The following is a 21,260-nucleotide window of genomic DNA, read 5'->3' as shown; positions in this document are numbered from 1 at the left end:
CACCCTTTCTCAGGTCTTCAGCGCCATGGGGCAGTGGTGGGCCCTTCAGAGAATCTGCTCCAGCAGGCCGGTGTCCACGTCATACATGAATCCCCCCACCTCGGCCCGGTTCTTGATCAGGGGATGGGCCAGCACGGCGGAGACGTCCTGCTTCAAACGGCTCATCTGGTCCGGGCTGGCGCCGAAACTCAGCCATGTGGCGTCCATGCCGTTGCGTTCCGCGATCGACTGATGCAGCGCCTCATCGGTTCCCGCCATGGCGCAACGGGTGTGGGGGATGAGCATGATCCGTTCAACGTGGAGCAGCTGGACCGCCAGCACCAGGCCCGTCATGATCCAGGGCGCCACCCAGCCGCCGGGGGAACGGAGGATCTTGGCGTCACCGGGACCGAGCCCGACCATGGGCAGCGGGTCGATGCGTGAATCCATGCAGGTGACGATCGCGACCCCGGCGTGGGCGATGCCGTCGGCTCCCTTCCGGGTGAAACTTTCCGCGTAGCTGCGGTTGGCGGAGAGCAGGTCGTCGAAACTCATGGGATCAACTCAACCACCTCAGGGGTGCGCCGGGCCCCGAGCGCCTCGACAACCCCCTTCAGGGACGCACCGGAACCGTCGCGTTTCGGCGTGGGGTCCGGCAGGGCAACCGGGGTGCCGTCCGCGGCGGCGGCGGTCACGAACCCGCCGATGGCGGCGGCGATGAGGGCCGTTTCCCCCTTCAGGAAACGCTGGCACCTGACCCCGCCGGTGGCCCGGCCCTTGGTCGGGTACTTGGCCAAGGGGGTGACCTTGGCGCCGCCCGTGGTGTGCCCGAACAACGAATCCGGTGCCCCCGCGATCGTGACCACGAGGTCCGTTGCGGGATCCACCCCGCCGAAGAACAACACCTTCGCCCCCTCCGCCAGTTTCACCCCGGCGACACCGCCGCCCAGACGCCCCTGCGGACGCACCAGGTCGGCGGAGAAGTGCAGCAGCTGAGCATCCGAGGTGATGAACGCCAGGTTCGGGGAATCCAACTCCACCGCGCCCACGACCTCGTCACCGTCGTCGAGGCGGATCACGTCCCACGAATCCTTCCCGATCACCTCGGGGTTGACCCGTTTGACCACGCCTCGCAGCGTCCCCAGGGCCAGGCCCGGCCCCCCGGGGTCGAGGGAGGTCAGGCCGACCGCCCGCTCTCCCTGCTCCAGGGGCCACAGTTCCCGCGTTTCGGAACCGCCCTGCAGGTTCGGGGCCGTTGCGGTCAGCGGCACGGTGGGAAGTTCGATGGCCCTGGCCCGCAGCAGGCGTCCCGTGTTGGTGATCACCCCGAACTCGGCGTGGGAGGTGACCCTGATCGCGGCCGCGATCACGTCGTGGGCGGTCCGGGGACCCGCCACGGGCAGGGGAGCGGCGGAATCGGTGCGGGCCGCGCGCCCCGTGGCGGACAGCAGCACCCAGCACGGTTCGTCGGGAACCTCCAGGGGAGCCACCGACCTGACCACACCGTCGGAGGCCAGCAGCACCGTCCTACGGGGGGTTCCGAAGCGTTCGGCCATCTCGTCCAGCTCCGATGCCACCAAGGTGCTCAGGACCGTGTCGTCGTCGAGAATGCGTTGCAACTCGTCGATGCGGGCGGCCAGTTCATCGGCCTCCGCGTTCAGTTCCAGCGTGGAGTACTTCGTCAGGCGGCGCAGCTGCATGTCAAGGATGTGGTTCGCCTGCACCTCGTCCAGGTCGAAGGCGCCCATCAACCGGGTGCGGGCCTCGGCCGCGTCCTCGCTGGAACGAACGATGGCGATGACCTCGTCGATGTCGACGATGGCCAGCAACAGTCCCCTGACCAGGTGCAACCGTTCCCGGGCCTTGCCGAGGCGGTGCCGGGTGCGGCGGATCGTCACTTGGAGCCGGTGATCCAGGTAGACCTCCAGCAGCTGTTTCAGGCCGAGGGTCCGCGGCTGTCCCTCCACGAGCGCCACCGCGTTGATGGCGAAGGTGTCCTCCAGCTTCGTCACCCGGTAGAGCTGTTCCAGCAGGGCCTCGGGGTTGATGCCGTTCTTGACCTCCACCACCAGCCTGGTGCCGTTGGCCAGGTCGGTCAGGTCCTTCACCCCGGCGATTCCGACCAGTTTGCGCGAGTCGACGCCCTTCTTGATCTGCTCGATGATCCTCTCCGGACCGACCAGGTGGGGCAGTTCGGTGATGACGATGCCGCGGCGGCGCGCCGAGACCCGCTCGATGCTGGCCCTGGCCCGCACCTTGAAGGAGCCACGCCCGGTTGCGTAGGCGTCACGGATGCCGTCGAGACCGATTATCCGCCCCCCGCTGGGGAAGTCGGGCCCGGGCATGTGACGCATCAGCTCCTCCAGGGAGGTCTCCCGGTCCCTCAGCAGCGCCTTCAGCGCGGAGACCACCTCCCGGAGGTTGTGCGGGGCGATGTTGGTGGCCATTCCCACCGCGATCCCGGAGGCCCCGTTGACCAGGAGGTTCGGCAGGGCCGCGGGCAGCACCTCGGGTTCGGTGTCCTTGCCGTCGTAGTTCGGCCTGAAATCGACGACATCCTCGTCCAGGCCCGCGGTCATCGCCACCGCAGGATGGGCCATCCGGCACTCGGTGTAACGCATCGCGGCCGGCCCCGCGTCGAGCGATCCGAAGTTGCCGTGACCGTCGACCAGTGGCAGCCGCATCGCCCACGGCTGCGCCATGCGCACCAGGGCGTCGTAGATGGCGCTGTCGCCGTGCGGATGCAGCACACCCATCACCTGACCGACCACGCGGGCACACTTCACGTGCCCCTTCTCGGGTCGGATGCCCATGTCGTCCATCGAGAACAGGATGCGCCGCTGGACGGGTTTCAGGCCGTCGCGCGCATCCGGCAGGGCACGGGCGTAGATGACGGAGTAGGCGTATTCGAGGAAACTGGACTCCATCTCCTCGGTGACGTCGACATCCAGGATGTGTTCCTCGAACTCCTCGGTGGTTTTGGCCATGGGCTGGTTCAGATCTCCTCGAGCCGGATCAACGGGCGTAGCTTATCGGCAAGACCGTCCCCGTCGGGTGCACGGACCTCCGGGGCCAGGTCGGGGGTCCACTCCCAGATGTCCGGGGTCTCGGTCAGGGTGCCGTGGGCCAGGGCGTGTTCACCCGGGGTGAGCTGGCGGATCGCGCGGGCGGCCACGTGGTCGGGTTGGAGGCTGGCGAACTCGGCGTACAGGTCCGGGTCGTGCTGGCCGTCGTCACCGACCAGGAGCCAGCGGATGTTGGGCAGGTCCCGGGCGAGTTCCCGCAGGCAGGTGCGTTTGTGATGGGCCCCGCTCCGGAACCAGCCGGTGTTGGTCGGTCCCCAGTCGGTCAGCAGCAACGCGCCACGTGGAAAGCCATGACGTTTCAGGAAGCGCGTGACCATGGGGTACGTGTTCCAGGCTCCGGTCGAGACGAAGATGAGCGGAGCGCCCGGATGGGCGGCGATCAGCTCCTGGAACAGGCGCGACATGCCCGGGACGGCCTGCCGGGCCTGCTCGGTCAGCACCAGGGAATTCCAGGCCGCGACCATGGGGCGGGGAAGCCATGTGGACAGGATGGTGTCGTCGATGTCCGAGACGATCCCGAAGGTCTGGTTCTCGTCGATCACCTGGACCGGCGCCCAGTTCGATGCCCCACCGGCGCCCTCGATGCGCACCTGGTGCCACCCGACCGGTAGGCCGTGATCACGAATCCGGACGTCGATGTAGCCGCCTCGGTCGGCCTGAACGGGAATTCGGAGATCCCCGATGATGACCTCGGCCCTCGAGGTCACCTTCGCGGCGGCGATGAAATTGCGCCACCCGCGACGGTGCAACAGATCTGTTGCTGCCTGCACGATTCCTGCGTCCCTGGGGGGACGCAGGACGACCCGCGCGAGGACACGAACCTGCCGGGTGGTGCCGAAGCCGGTGTAGGAGGTGATGCATTCCTGCCAGCCGCGACGTAGCAGGAAACGGTTCAACACCCGGTTCAGGCGATCCTCGATGCGGGCGGCGAAGAAAGGCCGGGACTTCATGGTGTCTCAATTTAGTGGAAGAATGGCCGGGTGATTCAGCTGTCCCCCGAGGCCTCCATGGCCGCTGCACTCAAGAAAGAGGTGGAGGACTGCAGGTTCTTCCCCGAACTCGTCTGGGCGAGCATCTCCGGGGCGTTGGGGCAGCAGAGGATGCTCGGCTATCTCGTGCATCACGAGGCCAGTTTCGCAACGGGTGATCTGCAGCGACATCTCACGGCACTCGTGCTCACGAACAGACAGTTGATCATCAGCCACACCGACGAACAGGACGCGGGCTACCCGGATCGCGCCATAACCAGCGCGGAGGTGGTTGCTCTCAGGGCCGTTCACTCCGTCGTGGTGACCCGTTCCGTGCATCACCCCGAGAAGTATCCCACCAACGGATCGCAGCTCGTCGAGGCCTGGCTCACCTTGGCGTGGGGGGCCGCTTCTCGTCTTGACATCGGTCCTGCGACCTGTGAGGACCCGCAGTGCGAGGCCGATCACGGGTGGACCGGGATGTCGGTTCCGAACGATCTGACCGTTCGGATGAGCCCGGCAGGTGACGGCTGGCAGAGCGTCGACAAACTCATGGCCTTCGGTTCCCTGCTGCAGGAGCACGTCGGATGAGCGGACTTGTGCTGCCCGACTACGAGGGAGCCTGTCTGAGCAACCTACTGTCCGGAGTCGTCGCGCAGTTGCTGGGGGAGACCTCGGTGCTCGACATCCCGCGGGCGGCGCGATACGTCATTTTGCTGATCGACGGTCTCGGCTGGTATCCCGTTGCCGCGCACAGCCATGACAGTGACCTGTTCGCCCCGAGGCTGGGGGAAGCCACACGCTTGACATGCGCTGTGCCCTCGACCACCGCGACATCCCTGACCAGCATCGGCTGTGGCTCGGAGCCCGGACGCCACGGAGTGGTCGGATACTCCTTCCTGGACCCGGATCGCGGCTGCGTGGTGAACGCCCTGACATGGGCGGGTGGCCCCGTCGATGTAGAGGGTTTCGCATGCGAATCGACGCTCTACCAGCGGATACGTTCCCGCGGACTCACGGGTGGTTGTGTCAGTCTGGCCCGTTTCAAGGGCAGTGGCCTTCAGAAACTGGCCTTCGGCGGGTCCGAACACCTGGGGGTGGAGACCGAGGGCGATCACCGCGCATTCATAGGTCTGGTCATTCGGGCCCTGCGCGACCACGAGGTGGTCTACGCCTATGAGCGTGGTCTCGACCACGCCGGGCACGCCCACGGGGTGGGCAGTTGGCAATGGTTGGACTCCCTGGCCCGGGCAGAGGACCTCGTCACGGACCTGCTGGAAGTGCTCCCGGACGACACGTGTCTGCTCGTCACGGGGGATCATGGCATGATCAACGTCCCCACGGAACACCAGATCACGCTCGAGGATCATCCTGGGCTCATGGGCGCCTGGCGGGTGGGAGGTGAACCCAGGCTCCGGCAGCTCTACAGCCAGCGACCCGACCGGCTTGCCGGTGCCTGGGCCTCGGAGCTGGGAGAAAGGGCCGAGGTGTGGCTGCGCGACGACGCGATCGAGGCGGGTTGGTTCGGTGACGTGGCCGACCGGGTCCGCCCTCGTATCGGCGATGTTTTGGTCGTGATGCGCGACGATTGGGCCGTCCACACCCGAACCCTGCCGAAGGAATTAGGGCTCCACGGCCAGCACGGCTCCCTCACCGCTACCGAGATGTACGTACCGCTCTTCACGTTCGGGCCGCAATGATGCACGTCGCACTGCTGATAGACGATTTCTTCCCTTCCTCCGGCGGGATCGGACGCTCCGTCGAGACCCAGATCCAGGAGCTGACCGATCTGGGGCACAGGGTGAGTCTCATAGCCCCCGACCGGCACCTGGAGAAACCTCGGAACTGCCGCGTCATCGAGTGCCCGACCATCTACGTCGAGGGGCTGCCCGCGCACCTGAGCATCCTGCACAACTCGGAACGCCGCGCCCGGCTGATCACGAAATGCGCGCGCTTCGACGTGGTGCACACACAGACCGAACGGGGGGCCCTGATCCTGGGGGCCAGGATCGCCAGGCTTCAAGGTATTCCGCATCTCCACACCTTCCACGCCAACGTGGCCGGCACCCACCAGACGGTCAAGGCCGCCATCTTCGGTACCTGGCTCTACCAGTTCCTCATCAACCCTCTGCTCACCAGGGCGGCAGGGCGGGCCTCCAGCAGGTCTCGGTTGGTGCCGCGGATTCAGGAACCCGGAGGGCTGGCCGCCCGGATGGACTGGGCTTCCTTCGCCGACATCGCGGGAAAGGTCGATGCCTGGACCGTTCCCAGTCCTTTCATGAAGGATCTGGTCGAGGCCGCCGCCACTCACCGAGTGCCCGGATACGTGGTGCCCACCGGCGTCGGCAGGGGCATGCTGGAGGCCATATCCCACGCCCGCCGGGAACGTTCCGACGAGACGGTGCGGTTCACGACCGTCGGACGGCTCGCGAAGGAGAAACGCCTGGATGTTCTGGTGAGAGCTTTCAGACACGCTGACATACCGGGTTCGGAACTGGTGATCGTCGGGGACGGGGACCAGCGGCCCCTGTTGAGGGTGCTGGCCGCGGGAGCTCGCAACATCGACTTCCGGGGTCATCTGCGTTCCTTGGACGCAATCGCCTATGAACTGGTCAACTCCGACGTGTTCGTGTTGACGAGTCACCGGTTCGACTCCCAGGCCCTGGTGCTCTCCGAGGCCGTGGCCGCGGAACTGCCGATCCTCTACTGCGACGACCGCCTGACCGTTGCGACATCACCGGAACCCGCGCTCCTGACCGAGCCGGACATCAATCCCCTGGCGGCCGGCATGCGACTGCTCGCCGACCCGGGGCGGCGAGCCGCGATGCGTTCCGCTTCCCGGGAGTTGCTCGAACAACTGACCCCCCGGCACACCGCCGAGGCCTACGTTTCCATCTACGAGGAGCTGATCGGAGCCATGAGTGCCTGAACTCGTCTTTCACACCGGTCCCATGGACTGCGGGAAGTCGACACTTGCCCTGCAGATCAACCACACCCAGTCCACGCATGGCAGGCAGGGCAGGATCTTCACGTCCAGGGATCGTTCCGGCGAGGCGCGGATCACGTCGCGGCTGGGGCTTGACGCGCCGGCCACCGAGGTGGATGTCGACTTCGACTTCTGGGCCCATGTGATAGCTCAGCTCGTGGCGGGCAGACGTGTCGATTATCTCGTCTGCGACGAGGCACAGTTCTACACGGGGGAGCAGGTGGAGCAGCTGGCCCGGATCGTTGACGAGCTGCAGATCGACGTCTACACCTTCGGGATTCTCGCGGATTTCAGGACCAGGCTGTTCCCCGGCTCGCAACGGTTGGTGGAACTGGCCGACCGAGTGGAAACCCTTCCTCTCGGGCCGTTGTGCTGGTGCGGGGAAAAAGGAACCCACAACGCCCGCACCGTCGATGGGCTGATGGTCATGGAAGGCTCCCAGGTGGTGGTGGGTGACACCGGAGCAGGGGAGATTCGCTACGAGGTGCTGTGCCGGGCTCATCATCGGCGACGCATGACCGCGACCAGGGCCCGCGCCACCCGGGGGGAGGATCCGCTGCCCTTCGGGGAGTGATGGCTCTCGTGTGACCGGCGTCGGTGTGGATGACGACCACGACCACAGGATCATCGGTCTTCGAGGAAGCGGATGGGCCGGCACATCACGCGAACGGCTGCCGATGGCAGTCTCAGCCGGGAAGAGTTCGGTGGGGCGGGCCGCCGAACATGATTTCGTCCCAACTCGGGACACGAGCCCTGCGGCGATGACGCGACTTGGGTTGCGGAGCGGTGTCCTCGGTGTCGATCAACGAGTCCTGCGGTGAACCGATGAGAGAGGTTTCGACGGTTTCGGTGATGTCGACCTCAGGTATTCCCGCAAAATCGTCGATGACCTCCGTCTCCTCGAAGTCCTCGTCCGGGGTGTGTTCTCCGCGTTCCCGAGCCACATCCTCCGCTGATTCGTCGTCGAGGCCGACGTAGATCCGCACCGAGTCCTCGCTCACGCCGCTCAGCATGTCGTAGAGGTCATCGAGCTCAGAGGTGGCGGGTCCCTCATCGAAGCTGTCAGTGGGAACGTCATCACCCGGAAGCGCCGGAGGGGTGGTGGGCTGCGTGGTTGCACGCACCAGGGCGAACTCATCGTCGAAGTCGACGGTGTTCTCGTTGTCGGGATCCTTGCTGCCCGGTATCTCCTCGCCGATCATCCACCGGGCGTCCGGGTTGTCGGCGATGGTGAAACGGCCCCGGGGATCGAAGATGAACTCTGCTCGCCGTTCATGGCTCTCCAACACCCCCACCAGCCTCCACTTGCGGTCGGGTTCCCGCCACGAATCCCAGGTGATCCCCCCCGAATCGATACCGCGGGCCTGGAGACGAGTCGAGATGAGCTCCTGCAGGCGACGATGCCCCGATCCGTCCCCGCGCCGTCTGACCGCACACTCCAGGGCAGTGTTTGTCATGTGTTCACGTTCTGCCAGCACGGGAAGGGCGAACCCCTCGATTCGCGCCGGATCCACTCCGGCTTCCGTGGCCACCTCGGCGAGCGTGGCCCCTCCTCGGATGCGGGACTGGATTTCCCGCGGGCTCAATGCGCTGTCCATGCAAACTCCCCTGTGTGTCTGGTTGAACAACCTACCAGCCGACACCGCCGGAACCCGGGACTTGCGCCACGCTCAGGATGTGGTACACATAGCCCCGATCAATTTCGGGACGAACCGACGGCGAGACCAGGAGGGATCACTGACATGGCCACCGACTACGACGCACCGCGCAAGAGCGACGAGGAGATGAGCGAGGATTCACTCGAGGAGCTCAAGACGCGCCGAAACGACAAGAACTCCGGCAAGGTCGACGAGGATGAGGTCGAGGCGGCAGAATCATTCGAGCTACCGGGTGCTGATCTGTCCCACGAAGAACTCACGGTACGAGTACTGCCCCGGCAGTCGAACGAATTCACCTGCGCATCCTGCTTCCTGGTCAAATCCCAGAGCCAACTGGCGGAGACCAGGGGTGATCTCAAGTATTGCGTCGACTGTGTCTGATCGAGATCACAGATCCATCTTGTTGCGCAGCGGGCCGGGGCTCTTGCGGCCGGTGTTCGAGAGCCAACGGCGCTGCATGTAACGATTCATCGTCAGCTGGGCCATACCCACTCCCAGCCCACTGCACAGGGCCCAGATGAGTGCCTGGGCCAGTGGGGTGTCGGGATCGTTCGGATCCGGCGGAGTGTCCCCCGTGGCTGCTTCCCATGCCTTCGTGACCAGTTTCTGGGCGAGGAGGGTCGTGGCCGCGCCGAGTGCGCCCGCGTAGATCTTCCACAAAATCTTTTCCTCAACTGCCATGGCAGGATCCTTTCGACGTTCCCGAGGACCACCATTATGTCTCGGCTCCCGGATGGGCCGCAGCCGCGCTAGATTGATCGGGTGTCTGAAATTCCTGTCGTCGGGGACGCTCCGGAGTTCCTACCCCGTTATGCCAGAGCCGGGGATGCGGGCGCCGACCTTCGTGTCACCGAGGCGGTCACCCTGCAACCGGGAGAACGACTACTCGTCGGCACCGGGGTGCGGGTCGCCATCCCCCCGGGCGCCGTGGGAATGGTGACGCCCCGGTCCGGTCATGCGGCGCATCATGGCCTCGGGATCGTGAACAGTCCCGGCATCATCGACTCCGGCTATCGAGGTGAGATCCGCGTCTGCCTGATCAACCTCGACACGACAACGGCTGTGGAACTTCAAGCAGGCGAGCGGGTGGCCCAACTGGTCATCGTGCCCTTCGTCTCGGCTCAGTTCACCCCGGTCGCTGAACTCGATGAGACGGAGCGCGGTCGAGGCGGTTATGGTTCAACCGGACAACAGTGAAAACACAAGGGAGCAGCATGAAATCCACTGATGCGGAGACGGTCGACCCGCCCGAGGAGGACGAGGAGATCGTCGAGGAGGAAACCGACGAGGAGAAGTGGGCCGAGATCGACGAGACGTTCGACCGCGACGAGGGTCCCTTCGACATCGACGAGGTTGATCTGGACGAGGATGACGTCCAGCGGATAGATCTCGGGGCAATCGTGGTCACCCCCTTCGAGGAGATGCAGCTGCAGCTCCAGGTGGATGAGCCCCGGCAACGGGTCCAGTCCTTCCTGGTGGGGGATGGGGCCTCGGCCATGGAGGTTGCACTGTTCGCAGGTCCGAGGCGCACATCGATGCTCGCTGAAATTCGCGAGGAGATCGCGACGGCCACGGCGAAGGAGGGCGGCGAGGTCACCCTCCTGGAAGGGCCTTTCGGAGTTGAGCTGCGCCGTCAACAACCTGTGACCGACGCCCAGGGCAGACGTGGCACCCATGTTTCCCGCACATGGCTGGTCGGAGGCCCCGGGTGGGTGCTGCGTGGGATCGTCTTCGGTCGCGCAGCTCTCGAGCCGGAGAACGAGGAAGCGAGCATCGCGCTCCTCGAGTGTTTCGGCAACCTCGTGGTTCGACGAGGAAACGCTCCTGCGGCGCCGGGCAGCCTCATCCCGCTGACCATCCCTGATCTGGAGCAGAGATGACCCATGAACGGCACGGCCTCCTGCGACGGTTGCGGCGATTCCTCTCCCCGGCCGAGGAACTGGAGGCCGAGGACCTGAAAGAACAGTCACGCGACTGTGGTGCCAGCCCGCTGGCCGAGTGTTGCGACCGCTCGAGGGTGAAGGTGCGGGGAACCATCCGGTGGGTCACCAGCCTCGACATGGGTGGTGTGGAGGCCCTGCTGACCGACGGCACGGGCAGCATCGAGCTGAACTGGACCGGTCGCCGCCGCCTGGACTGCATCACACCTGGCTGCAACCTCGTCGTGCAGGGCCGGATCTCCTCCGGCGACAACGGACGCGTCATGTACAACCCCGAGTTCGAGGTCGTCAGCTGATCCCGCGTCACGACACCGATCAGTTGACGGGGGCGAACATCGAGCTGAGTTCTCCCTCCGCGTCCTGACTGGCCACGAACAACATCTCGTCCATGGCCTCGAGGGCACCGTCGCGTTCGGGGACCAGCGGGATGCCATCGCGGATGATCGCCACCAGGACCACTTCTCGGGGCAGCTCCAGATCACGGATCCGGCGCCCGACGAAGGGACTCTGCCGGGGCAACCTGATCTCGGAGAGGTTCGTCGTGGACTTGGTGAAGGTGAACAGTCGCACCAGGTCGCCGGTCGCGACGGCCTCCTCCACCAGGGCCGACATGATGCGGGGCGTGGAGACCGCGACATCCACCCCCCAGGCCTCGTCGAAGAGCCACTCATTGCCCGGATGGTTGATGCGCGCCACCGTGCGGGGCACCCCGAACTCCGTTTTCGCCAACAGCGAGTGCACCAGGTTCACCTTGTCATCCCCGCTGGCCGCGATCGCCACGTCGCAGTTCTCCAGTTCGGCCTCCTCCAGGGTCTGGAGTTCGCAGGCGTCCGCCTGGAACCATTCCGCCCCGGGGACGGAATCGGGGTTGATCGCCATCGGGTCCTTCTCGATCAGGAGCACCTGGTGACCGTTGCTGATCAGTTCACGGGCGATGGACCGGCCGACGTTGCCGGCTCCGGCGATGGCTACTCGCATGGTGATTCCTCACAGATCTCGGGAACGGGTCGGGGGAGCGGCGAACAGGGATTCGACGTCGTCGGTCCTCTCGGTCTCGCAGGCGACGAAGACCAGGTCCCCGTCCTGGAAAACGGTCTGGGAGTCCGGAACGATGCCGCGGCCCGTGCGGGAGACGAACGGTATCGGGGCCTGGGCCGCCGCGGACAGGTCCCTGATGCGCTTTCCCACCCAGGCCGAGTGGACGTAGATCTGGAGCAACCGCACGGTCCCCGAGGGGTCCCGCCACACGGGTTCGCTGCCCTCCGGCAGCAGCCTGCGCATCACCTGGCCCACGGTCCAGCGGACGGTGGCGACGGTGGGGATGCCCAGCCTTTCGTAGACGGCGGCCCTGCCCTGGTCGTAGATGCGGGCCACCACATTGTCCACTCCGTATTGTTCGCGAACCACCCGGGCGGCCAGGATGTTGGAGTTGTCGCCGCTGGAAACGGCCGCGAAACCGTCGGCGTGCCGGATGTCGGCGGCCTCCAGCACCTCCCGGTCGAAACCGACCCCGCTGACCGTGGCCCCCTGAAAATCGATCCCGAGCCGCCGGAACGAATCCACGTTGACATCGATCACCGCCACCGAATGGCCTCGTTTCTCGAGGCCCCGGGCCAGCATGGAACCGACGCGGCCACAGCCCATGATCACGATGTGCACTTGCGTCTCCCTCCCGGTCCGGCGAATCCCGGACGCAGATCCGACGGTATCGCAATCACCCTGCCATGGGTCTACCGTAGGGCCTCGTGAACATCTATCAGGCGCTGAAGCGTGTGTTCGTCGGCCGCCGCCTGGCCAGTGCACAACTGGGGGAAACGCTTCTCCCGAAACGGCTCGCGCTGCCCGTGTTCGCCTCGGACGCGCTGAGCTCGGTCGCCTACGCACCCGACGAGATCCTGATCACCCTATCCTTGGCCGGGATGACCGGTTACCTGTTCTCGTGGCAGATCGGGCTCGCGGTCGGGGTCGTGATCGCGGTGGTGGCGATGTCCTACCGGCAGACCGTTCGTGCCTATCCGACCGGTGGAGGGGACTACGAGGTCGCCGCGTCGAACCTGGGCAGGCACGCAGGACTGACTGTGGCGTCGGCGCTGCTGGTCGACTACGTGCTGACGGTCGCCGTCTCGGTTTCCGCCGGTGTGCTCAACGCCAAGGCGATGCTCCCCGGGATAGACGGCTACGAGGTGCCCATCGCGGTCGGGGTGATCGTCGTCCTGGCACTGATGAACCTGCGGGGCGTCAGGGACTCCGGGGGGGTGCTGGCCTGGCCCACCTACGTCTTCATGTTCTCAATGCTCTTGATGCTCGCCATCGGATTCTTCCGGATCCTGGTCCTGGGACATTCGCTGAAGAGCGAGACCTCCGACCTGACGGTGATCGGTGCCCAGGGCGCCGACCAAGCCTTCGGGTGGGTGCTGGTCGCGATCATCACCCGGGCCTTCTCGTCGGGCTGCGCCGCGCTGACCGGCGTGGAGGCCGTGGCCAACGGCGTGCCGTCGTTCCGCCCCCCCAAGAGCCGCAACGCCGCCTCGGTGCTCGGGTTGCTCGGGTTGATCGCTGTGACCATGCTCGTCGGGATCGTCCTGCTGGCCAACCTGACCCGCGTGCACCTGATCGACGAACTGACCGGAACCCACTACCTGAAGCCGGACGGCTCGACCATCCACACCGCGGCGGTGACCGTGACGGGACAGCTGGCGCGCACGGTCTTCAGTGACTGGTTCGTTCCGGGTTTCTACGTGGTCATCATCGCCACCCTGTCGATCCTGTTCCTGGCCGCGAACACCGCGTTCAACGGTTTCCCGAGCCTGGCTTCGATCCTCGCCAAGGACGGTTATCTACCCCGGCAACTCCACACCCGCGGCGACCGGTTGGCCTATTCCAACGGGATCGTGCTGCTGGCCGTGGCGGCCATCGCCCTCGTCTGGGGTTTCAACGCCTCCGTGACGGCCCTGATCCAGCTCTACGTGGTCGGGGTGTTCATCTCCTTCACCGTCGGGCAGACCGGGATGGTGCTGCACTGGAACCGCGCGCTCCGCGTCGAGAAGGACCGGGGCGAACGGCGGCGCATGCAACGATCCCGCGTGATCAACCTCCTCGGCGCGGGAATGACCGCCGTGGTGCTGGTGGTCGTGCTCATCTCCAAGTTCACCCACGGCGCCTACCTCGCCCTGGTCGCCATGGGATTGATGTACCTGCTGATGGTCCTGATCCGCAGACACTACGACCAGGTCAGGGATGAACTGGCCCTCCGCCCCGAATCCGACCGGGCACTGCCGAGCCGGGTCAGGGCGGTGGTGCTGGTGCAACAGGTGAACCTGCCCACCGCGAAGGCCATCGCCTACGCGAAGGCGGGCCGCGCCACATCCCTGATGGGGGTAACGATCTCCGTCGATGACGAGGAGGCGCGCGAACTCATGGAGGCGTGGCGGAGGGAGGACTTCGGCATTCCGTTGCGCGTGATCGCATCCCCCTACCGGGAGATCACCCAGCCCTTCATCCGTTACGTGGCCGAGATGCGCACCGAGAACCCCAGGGATGTCGTGGCCGTCTACATCCCCGACTACGTGGTGGGGAACTGGTGGGAGCGACTGCTCCACAACCAGACCACCCTGCTGATCCGCACCAGACTGCACTACATGAGCGGGGTGATGGTGATCTCGGTGCCCTACCAGCTCAGCAGCTCGCGGCGCCGCGAGGCCAGACAAGGCACCAGATGATCGAGGTCGAACTCGAACGGGTGGCCCACGGTGGTGTGGTCGTGGGGCGCTTCGACGGCAAGGTGATCTTCGTCACGGGCGGACTGCCCGGGGAGCGGGTGGTCGTAGAGATCACCGAGAAGGGCAGCCGGTTCGATCGGGGACGCGTGATCCGGGTTCTCGAGGCCTCCCCGGGACGGGTGGAGCCCCCGTGCCCGGTCGCCGGAGAGTGCGGTGGCTGCGACTGGCAGCACGCCAGCCCCGAACTCCAGCTCGACCTCAAGACGGCCGTCGTCGCGGAGCAGCTGTCCCGATTGGCGGGGATCACCTGGGCCGGCCGGGTGGAGGCCATCCAGCCGACGGTCAACTGGCGTACCCGGATGAGGTACGCAGTCGGCAACGGCCACGTGGGGCTCCGTGGGCGGCGATCACACGAGGTGGTGCCACTGCCTGCGACCGGATGCCTCGCCGCTGCCCCCGGGCCTCCCCCGGGGCAGCTGGATGAGCTCGCGGAAGGAGCAGCGACGCTCACGGTGGTGTGTGCTGCGAGCGGGATCAGCGTGCTCGCCGACGGAAAACTGCGGGCCGGTTCTTCCCGGGTTCGCGAGCGGGTGGGACAGTTTTCCTTCCAGGTGGCGGCCTCCGGGTTCTGGCAGGTGCATCCCAGGGCGGCCGAGACCCTGCTCGACGCCGTCATGGAAGGACTCAAGCCCAGACCGGGGGATCTGGCGCTCGATCTCTACTGCGGTTCAGGGTTGTTCGCCGCGGGCCTGGACCACGCCGGGGCCGAAGTTTTCGGGGTGGAACTGGACCGGGAGGCCGCTGCGAATGCCCGCGTCAACGTGCCCCGGGGGCGTTTCCTGGCGCTGTCTTTGGCGAAGGCACTGCGACGGCTCCCTTCCGGGGTCGATCTGGTCGTCCTCGACCCACCCCGGCGGGGAGCGGGGGCCGCCGTGGTGGCGCGCGTGGCGGATCTCGCACCCAGGACCGTCGCCTACGTCGCCTGCGACCCGGCGAGCCTGGCCAGGGACCTGGCAGGTTTTGCGGTACGCGGATATGAGGCGGAGCGGATCCGTGCCTTCGACCTGTTTCCGATGACCCATCACGTGGAGTGTGTGGCCATCCTGAAACCCGCCACGAGAACCTGAGGCGTTCACCGGCTTTTTGGGAACAGGGCGTCGCCGTGATATCTTGACATCAAGATATGTGGCGTGAGGCGGACCAAGGAGAGCTATGAGCGTCAACAGCTTCGGGGCCAGGTCATCCCTCGAGGTGGGTGGCACCACCTACGAAATCTTCCGGATCGACGCGGTGGCAGGACACGACAGGCTGCCCTACAGCCTCAAGATCCTTCTGGAGAACCTGCTGCGAACGGAGGATGGCGTCAACATCACCGCCGACGACATCCGGGCGCTCGGGAACTGGGACGCGGGAGCCGAACCGAGTCACGAGATTCAGTTCACCCCCGCCCGCGTCATCATGCAGGACTTCACGGGTGTTCCCTGTGTGGTGGATCTCGCAACCATGCGGGAGGCCGTTGTGACCCTCGGTGGGGATCCCGCCAAGGTGAACCCGCTGGCCCCGGCGGAAATGGTCATTGATCATTCCGTCATAGCAGAGGTTTTCGGAACCCCGACCGCATTCGAGCAGAACACCGAGATCGAATACCGGCGCAATCGTGAGCGCTACCAGTTCCTGCGCTGGGGACAGACCGCGTTCGATGACTTCAAGGTGGTTCCTCCCGGCACCGGAATCGTTCACCAGGTCAACATAGAGCACCTGGCCCGGGTCGTCTTCCCGCGGTTCGTTGACGGCATTCTCCAGGCCTATCCCGACACCTGTGTCGGTACGGACTCCCACACCACCATGGTCAACGGCCTCGGTGTGGTCGGGTGGGGGGTGGGCGGCATCGAGGCCGAAGCCGCCATGTTGGGGCAGCCGGTCTCCATGCTCATCCCGCGAGTGGTCGGGTTCAAACTGACAGGGCGACTCCCCGAAGGAACCACCGCAACCGATCTGGTCCTGACCATCACCGAGATGCTGCGGCAGCACAAGGTGGTGGGGAAGTTCGTGGAGTTCTACGGCGACGGTGTCTCCCAGGTGCCGCTCGCCAACCGTGCCACCATCGGGAACATGAGTCCGGAGTACGGTTCCACGATCGCGGTTTTCCCGATTGACGCCACGACCATTGACTATCTGCGTCTGACCGGGCGCGACGAGGCCCAGATCGCCCTTGTGGAGACCTACGCCAAGACCCAGGGGCTGTGGCACGAGGACGATCGCGAACCCGCCTATTCCGAGTACATCGAGCTCGACCTCAGCACCGTGGTGCCGTCCATCGCGGGGCCGAAACGCCCCCAGGACCGCATCCTGCTCACTCGTTCCCGCGACAGTTTCCACAGGGCATTGCCCGCCTACACGGATACCCCCGATATCTCGGTGCCGGTTACGCTCGCCGACGGCACGTCCTTCGAGCTGAGAAATGGTGCCGTCACCGTCGCTTCCATCACGTCCTGCACCAACACCTCCAATCCGTCCGTGATGCTGGGTGCGGCCCTGGTGGCCAAGAAGGCCGTCGAGCGGGGAATGACCCGGAAACCCTGGGTCAAGACCTCGCTGGCCCCCGGCTCCCAGGTGGTCACCGACTACTACGCGAGATCCGGGCTCGGAGGCTACCTCGACGCGATCGGGTTCAACCTCGTCGGCTACGGCTGCGTGACCTGCATCGGTAACACCGGCCCGCTGATTCCCGAGGTCTCCGCCGCCGTGAACGAGCACGACCTGGCCGTGGCCGCGGTGCTCTCCGGCAACCGGAACTTCGAGGGCCGGATCAGCCCGGACGTGAAGATGAACTACCTCGCCAGCCCGATGCTGGTCATCATCTACGCCCTCGCCGGAACCATGGACATCGACCTGTTCAACGACCCCGTTGGTCAGGACCGCGATGGCAACGACGTGTTCATGCGGGACCTGTGGCCCACCCAGGCCGAGATCGAGGACGCCATCAGCTCATCCATCAGCTCCGAGATGTTCGCGTCCCGCTACGCCGACGTGTTCACCGGGGACGAGCGCTGGCGTTCACTGCCCACCCCGGACGGTGCGGTCTTCGAATGGGACGAGGAATCCACCTACGTACGCCGGGCCCCCTACTTCGACGGAATGCCCGAAGAACCCATCCCCGTCGAGGACATCGGGGGCGCCCGGGTGCTGCTGAAGCTGGGGGATTCCGTCACCACAGATCACATCTCCCCGGCGGGAAGCATCAAGCCGGACTCCCCGGCGGGCGCCTACCTCGCGTCCCAGGGAGTGGGCCGCCGGGACTTCAACTCCTACGGATCCCGGCGTGGAAACCACGAAATCATGATCCGGGGCACCTTCGCCAACATCCGGCTGCGGAACCAGGTGGCGCCCGGCACCGAGGGTGGTTTCACCCGTGACTTCACCCTTCCCGGGGCCCCGGTGACCACCGTCTACGACGCGGCCCAGAACTACGCGGCCGCAGGGATTCCGCTGATGATCCTGGCAGGCAAGGAGTACGGGTCCGGATCCTCCAGGGACTGGGCGGCCAAGGGCACGGCGCTGCTCGGAGTGAGAGCCGTCGTTGCTGAGAGCTACGAGCGGATCCACCGCTCCAACCTGATCGGGATGGGGGTCCTCCCGCTCCAGTTCCCCGACGGGGTCTCCGCCGACTCCCTCGGTCTGACGGGGGAGGAGATCTTCGCCGTCTCCGGCATTACCGAGCTGAACTCCGGCATCACCCCGCGCACGGTCAGGGTCACCGCCACCCGTCCCGACGGCACGGTGACGGGATTCGACGCGATCGTGCGGATCGACACCCCCGGGGAGCGGGCCTACTACCTCAACGGCGGCATCATGCCCTACGTACTGCGCAACCTGGCGAGGGCCTGAACGGCCCTCACCGGACCTCCGTGAGGCCCCTCCGGGGCCCTCGCGGGGTGGCACCACCCCCGGTTTCAGCAGCTCAAGGCCTTGTCGTAGCCGAAAATGAGGGGGGTGGTCGCGCGTGTTGACCCCTGTCGTACTAGTGTCGGTATCAAGCAAACGCATGGATGCCCAAGGTGGGGCAGCCAGAAACAATTACGAAGGAGTAACACATGCGTATCGCAATCCCGACCGAGGTCAAGAACAACGAGTTCCGGGTCGCCATCACCCCCGTTGGCGTCCATGAGCTCGTCAGAAGGGGCCACGAGGTCTACATCCAGGCGGGTGCGGGCGTCGGTTCTTCGATCCCGGATGAGGAATTTGTCGCGCAGGGTGCGAAGATCGTCAGCAACGCCGCCGACACCTGGGAGGTTGGCGAGATGGTGATCAAGGTGAAGGAGCCGATCTCCAGCGAGTACCAGTACCTGCGTGAGGACCTGACCCTGTTCACCTACCTTCACCTCGCGGCCGATCGTCCCCAGACCGATGCTCTGCTCAAGGCAGGAACCACTGCGATCGCCTACGAGACCGTTCAGCTGCCCTCCGGTGCGTTGCCGCTGCTTTACCCCATGTCCGAGATCGCAGGCTCCCTGGCCCCCCAGGTCGGTGCCCACTCCCTCATGAAGGCCCAGGGCGGGCGCGGCGTCCTCATGGGCTGCATCGGTGGTGTTCCCAGCGCCAAGGTCGTCATCCTCGGTGGCGGTGTCGCCGGTCAGAACGCAGCCAACATCGCCATGGGCCTCGGTGCGGATGTCACGGTTCTCGACACCGATCTCGACAAGCTTCGCAACATCTTCTGGAGGTTCCACAACCAGGTACACGGTGTCGTCAGCTCCGCCCTCGCAGTGCGCGAGCACGTCCTCCAGGCCGACCTGGTGGTCGGTACGGTGCTCATTCCCGGCGCCAAGACCCCGAAGCTGGTCACCAACGACATGGTCGCCGAGATGAAGCCCGGATCGGTGCTGGTTGATGTCGCCATCGACCAGGGCGGCTGTTTCGAGGATTCCCACCCGACCACCCACGACGATCCGACCTTCCCCGTCCACAACTCGCAGTTCTACTGCGTGGCGAACATGCCGGGCGCGGTGCCGAACACCTCCACCTGGGCTCTCACCAACGCCACCCTCTCCTACGCGATTCAGCTCGCCGACAAGGGGGCGGCCCAGGCGCTGAAGGACAATCCCGCGCTGGCCAAGGGGCTCAACACGGTCAAGGGCAACCTGACCTTCGCGGGCGTGGCCGAGGCGTTCGGGCTTCCGCTGATGCCCCTGGCGGAAGCGCTCGATCATGTCGGATGAACCCGCTGCTTCAACGCAGGCCGCCGAGGGCCGGGAGCATCTGCAGCGGAACCTGAAGAACCGCCACATTCAGCTCATCGCCATCGGCGGCGCCATCGGAACGGGCCTGTTCATGGGCTCGGGAAAAACCATTCACATGGCGGGACCATCGCTGCTGCTGATCTACATGATCATCGGTGTGATGCTCTTCTTCGTGATGAGGGCCATGGGTGAGCTGCTGCTCCACAACCTCGAATACAAGTCCTTCCAGGATTTCGCCAATGACTTGCTCGGTCCTTGGGCGGGTTTCTTCGCAGGGTGGACCTATTGGATCCTCTGGGTGGTCACCGCGACGGCAGAGATCATTGTGATCGCAGGATACTTTGATTTCTGGTTGCATGATCTTCGCTGGTCGATGGTTTGCACGGCGGTGTTGCTGCTGGCCCTGCTCGGCTGCAACCTGCTGACGGTGAAGGCCTTCGGTGAGATCGAATTCTGGTTCGCACTGATCAAGATCATGGCAATCGTGATACTGGTCGTCGTCGGAATCGTGATGATCCTGCTCCAGTTCCGTTCCCCCGACGGGACCGTGGCATCTGTCACGCATCTGCTGCCTGCACAGGGGTTCTTCGCAGGCGGGCTGGAAGGTTTCCTGCAGGCATTCCAGATTGCGGTCTACGCCTTCATTGGAATCGAACTGATCGGAACGGCTGCTGCGGAGACGTCAGACCCGCACAAAACCTTGCCGAAAGCGATCAACGCCATTCCGGTTCGGATTGTCGTGTTCTACGTGATGTCGCTCGCCGTCATCATGTCGATCACACCCTTCGACAAGGTGAATCCCGATGTCTCCCCCTTCGTGAACGTGTTCAACCTGGTTGGGCTCGCGGCGGCAGCAGGAGTCATGAACTTCGTGGTTCTGACCTCCGCGTCCTCCAGCACGAACTCCGGGATCTTCTCCACATCTCGGATGTTGTACGGGTTGGCGCTCTCGAAGCAGGCCCCCGATTCATTTGGCCATCTGTCGAAGCGGAAGGTGCCGGCAAAGGCTCTGATTCTTTCAGTGGCCCTGACATTTTCGGCCTTCCCGATTCTCATGATGGGCGATTCGGTGGTCGATGCTTTTGTCGCGGTATCCTCGGTTTCGGTTGGACTTGTTCTCTTCATGTGGGCACTGATCGTGGTGTGCTACATCCGATACCGAAAGATGCACCGCGATGCTCACGAAAAGGCGGCATTCAAAGTTCCTTTGGCGGCATTCACTCCATGGATGGTTTTGGCGTTCTTTGGGTTCGTCGTCTATTTGCTGCTTCGTTACGACGACACGAGATTCGCTCTGCTCTGCACGCTTCTGTGGTTCGTGGGGCTGACAATCGCGTGGTTCATCAGACGAGGTGTTCGCGGAAGAAATCCCTCGGGTTCTGATGCTGCATCCTGACGGGCAAAATCGTTCCTGAAAACCAGAAGAGTGGGGCGCGGGGCAACCCGCGCCCCACTCGCCTTCCCATGTGGGGAATCGGCCCAAGGGGCTTGTTCACAGGCGACGTATCGACCAGCGAAACCCCTAGTCAGGGTGCGCTTTAGGATGGCTGTGAATAACCTGACTTGGCTCATTTAGTGTCGTTCCCGGGTGTTGTGGATGGCGTCGAGCCAGGTTTGGATGTTGTTGGGGATGGGGTCTTCAGCGGTGACGATGGCGTCGCCGGCTTGGATGTCGATGGTTCGG

General features: G+C 65.1%; 20 protein-coding genes. 13 read left to right on the top strand and 7 right to left on the bottom strand.

The annotated features are described in order from the left end of the window. Positions 1–45 precede the first annotated feature (45 nt). The 3 genes from E0E39_RS07185 to E0E39_RS07175 are packed head-to-tail and all read right to left on the bottom strand — an operon-like array spanning position 46 to position 4,015. On the bottom strand, positions 46–534 hold the full coding sequence (locus tag E0E39_RS07185) for a beta-class carbonic anhydrase (RefSeq protein WP_130874125.1): 489 nt from the start codon (positions 532–534) through the stop codon (positions 46–48). Then, positions 531–2,966 carry a DNA gyrase/topoisomerase IV subunit A gene (locus tag E0E39_RS07180; protein WP_130874124.1) on the bottom strand — a complete coding sequence of 812 codons (2,436 nt, stop codon included), beginning with the start codon at positions 2,964–2,966 and terminating at the stop codon, positions 531–533. The genes E0E39_RS07185 and E0E39_RS07180 overlap by 4 nt, the downstream gene beginning before the upstream one ends. A gap of 8 nt (positions 2,967–2,974) precedes the next feature. Continuing rightward, positions 2,975–4,015 carry an App1 family protein phosphatidate phosphatase gene (locus E0E39_RS07175; protein ID WP_130874123.1) on the bottom strand — a complete coding sequence of 347 codons (1,041 nt, stop codon included), beginning with the start codon at positions 4,013–4,015 and terminating at the stop codon, positions 2,975–2,977. A gap of 30 nt (positions 4,016–4,045) precedes the next feature. Here E0E39_RS07175 and E0E39_RS07170 point away from each other — a divergent pair, with 30 nt between their 5' ends. Genes E0E39_RS07170 through E0E39_RS07155 form a run of 4 tightly spaced genes read left to right on the top strand, consistent with a single transcriptional unit; the run spans position 4,046 to position 7,593 of the window. Further along, the gene (locus tag E0E39_RS07170) at positions 4,046–4,624 is read left to right on the top strand and encodes a DUF5998 family protein (RefSeq protein ID WP_130874122.1); all 579 of its coding nucleotides are present in this window, start codon (positions 4,046–4,048) and stop codon (positions 4,622–4,624) included. Continuing rightward, on the top strand, positions 4,621–5,733 hold the full coding sequence (locus tag E0E39_RS07165) for an alkaline phosphatase family protein (protein WP_130874121.1): 1,113 nt from the start codon (positions 4,621–4,623) through the stop codon (positions 5,731–5,733). Before E0E39_RS07170 ends, E0E39_RS07165 begins: the two co-directional genes overlap by 4 nt. Further along, on the top strand, positions 5,730–6,962 hold the full coding sequence (locus E0E39_RS07160; protein WP_130874120.1) for a glycosyltransferase: 1,233 nt from the start codon (positions 5,730–5,732) through the stop codon (positions 6,960–6,962). Before E0E39_RS07165 ends, E0E39_RS07160 begins: the two co-directional genes overlap by 4 nt. Continuing rightward, on the top strand, positions 6,955–7,593 hold the full coding sequence (locus E0E39_RS07155; protein ID WP_130874119.1) for a thymidine kinase: 639 nt from the start codon (positions 6,955–6,957) through the stop codon (positions 7,591–7,593). The genes E0E39_RS07160 and E0E39_RS07155 overlap by 8 nt, the downstream gene beginning before the upstream one ends. Positions 7,594–7,705: 112 nt before the next feature. Here E0E39_RS07155 and sepH read toward each other — a convergent pair whose 3' ends face one another. Next, positions 7,706–8,662 carry a septation protein SepH gene (gene sepH, locus E0E39_RS07150; RefSeq protein WP_342770195.1) on the bottom strand — a complete coding sequence of 319 codons (957 nt, stop codon included), beginning with the start codon at positions 8,660–8,662 and terminating at the stop codon, positions 7,706–7,708. 99 nt (positions 8,663–8,761) lie between these two features. On the opposite strand from sepH, the gene E0E39_RS07145 reads away from it, so the two are divergent. Continuing rightward, a complete protein-coding gene (locus E0E39_RS07145; RefSeq protein WP_130874117.1) occupies positions 8,762–9,058 on the top strand; it encodes a DUF4193 domain-containing protein in 297 nt (98 codons plus the stop codon). Positions 9,059–9,064: 6 nt separating this feature from the next. Here E0E39_RS07145 and E0E39_RS07140 read toward each other — a convergent pair whose 3' ends face one another. Continuing rightward, positions 9,065–9,358, bottom strand: coding sequence for a DUF4235 domain-containing protein (locus E0E39_RS07140; RefSeq protein WP_130874116.1), 294 nt, complete (start codon positions 9,356–9,358; stop codon positions 9,065–9,067). Positions 9,359–9,439: 81 nt separating this feature from the next. Here E0E39_RS07140 and dut point away from each other — a divergent pair, with 81 nt between their 5' ends. Genes dut through E0E39_RS07125 form a run of 3 tightly spaced genes read left to right on the top strand, consistent with a single transcriptional unit; the run spans position 9,440 to position 10,913 of the window. Further along, a complete protein-coding gene (dut, locus tag E0E39_RS07135; protein ID WP_130874115.1) occupies positions 9,440–9,874 on the top strand; it encodes a dUTP diphosphatase in 435 nt (144 codons plus the stop codon). A gap of 17 nt (positions 9,875–9,891) precedes the next feature. Continuing rightward, positions 9,892–10,557 carry a DUF3710 domain-containing protein gene (locus E0E39_RS07130; protein ID WP_130874114.1) on the top strand — a complete coding sequence of 222 codons (666 nt, stop codon included), beginning with the start codon at positions 9,892–9,894 and terminating at the stop codon, positions 10,555–10,557. Then, complete coding sequence (locus E0E39_RS07125; RefSeq protein ID WP_130874113.1) at positions 10,554–10,913, top strand: OB-fold nucleic acid binding domain-containing protein; 360 nt, start codon at positions 10,554–10,556, stop codon at positions 10,911–10,913. Before E0E39_RS07130 ends, E0E39_RS07125 begins: the two co-directional genes overlap by 4 nt. A 19-nt stretch (positions 10,914–10,932) precedes the next feature. Here E0E39_RS07125 and E0E39_RS07120 read toward each other — a convergent pair whose 3' ends face one another. Beyond that, positions 10,933–11,595, bottom strand: coding sequence for a potassium channel family protein (locus tag E0E39_RS07120; RefSeq protein ID WP_130874112.1), 663 nt, complete (start codon positions 11,593–11,595; stop codon positions 10,933–10,935). A gap of 9 nt (positions 11,596–11,604) precedes the next feature. Beyond that, the gene (locus tag E0E39_RS07115) at positions 11,605–12,261 is read right to left on the bottom strand and encodes a potassium channel family protein (RefSeq protein ID WP_051015134.1); all 657 of its coding nucleotides are present in this window, start codon (positions 12,259–12,261) and stop codon (positions 11,605–11,607) included. Positions 12,262–12,362: 101 nt separating this feature from the next. Here E0E39_RS07115 and E0E39_RS07110 point away from each other — a divergent pair, with 101 nt between their 5' ends. From E0E39_RS07110 to E0E39_RS07090, 5 genes are all read left to right on the top strand, one after another. Next, on the top strand, positions 12,363–14,336 hold the full coding sequence (locus tag E0E39_RS07110; protein WP_130874111.1) for an APC family permease: 1,974 nt from the start codon (positions 12,363–12,365) through the stop codon (positions 14,334–14,336). Further along, positions 14,333–15,463, top strand: coding sequence for a class I SAM-dependent RNA methyltransferase (locus tag E0E39_RS07105; RefSeq protein ID WP_130874110.1), 1,131 nt, complete (start codon positions 14,333–14,335; stop codon positions 15,461–15,463). The genes E0E39_RS07110 and E0E39_RS07105 overlap by 4 nt, the downstream gene beginning before the upstream one ends. An 85-nt stretch (positions 15,464–15,548) precedes the next feature. Continuing rightward, positions 15,549–18,224 carry an aconitate hydratase AcnA gene (gene acnA, locus E0E39_RS07100; protein ID WP_130874109.1) on the top strand — a complete coding sequence of 892 codons (2,676 nt, stop codon included), beginning with the start codon at positions 15,549–15,551 and terminating at the stop codon, positions 18,222–18,224. A gap of 206 nt (positions 18,225–18,430) precedes the next feature. After that, positions 18,431–19,555 (top strand): alanine dehydrogenase, encoded by a 1,125-nt coding sequence (gene ald, locus E0E39_RS07095; RefSeq protein WP_130874108.1) that lies wholly within the window; start codon positions 18,431–18,433, stop codon positions 19,553–19,555. Next, positions 19,545–20,972: an amino acid permease gene (locus E0E39_RS07090; protein WP_130874107.1), complete on the top strand. Its 1,428-nt coding sequence runs from the start codon at positions 19,545–19,547 to the stop codon at positions 20,970–20,972. The genes ald and E0E39_RS07090 overlap by 11 nt, the downstream gene beginning before the upstream one ends. Positions 20,973–21,260 lie beyond the last annotated feature (288 nt).

Origin of the sequence: [Pseudopropionibacterium] massiliense (assembly GCF_900607225.1) — a bacterium.
Taxonomy (GTDB): Bacteria; Actinomycetota; Actinomycetes; order Propionibacteriales; family Propionibacteriaceae; genus Arachnia; species Arachnia massiliensis.
This window is presented reverse-complemented; position numbering and strand designations above follow the sequence as displayed.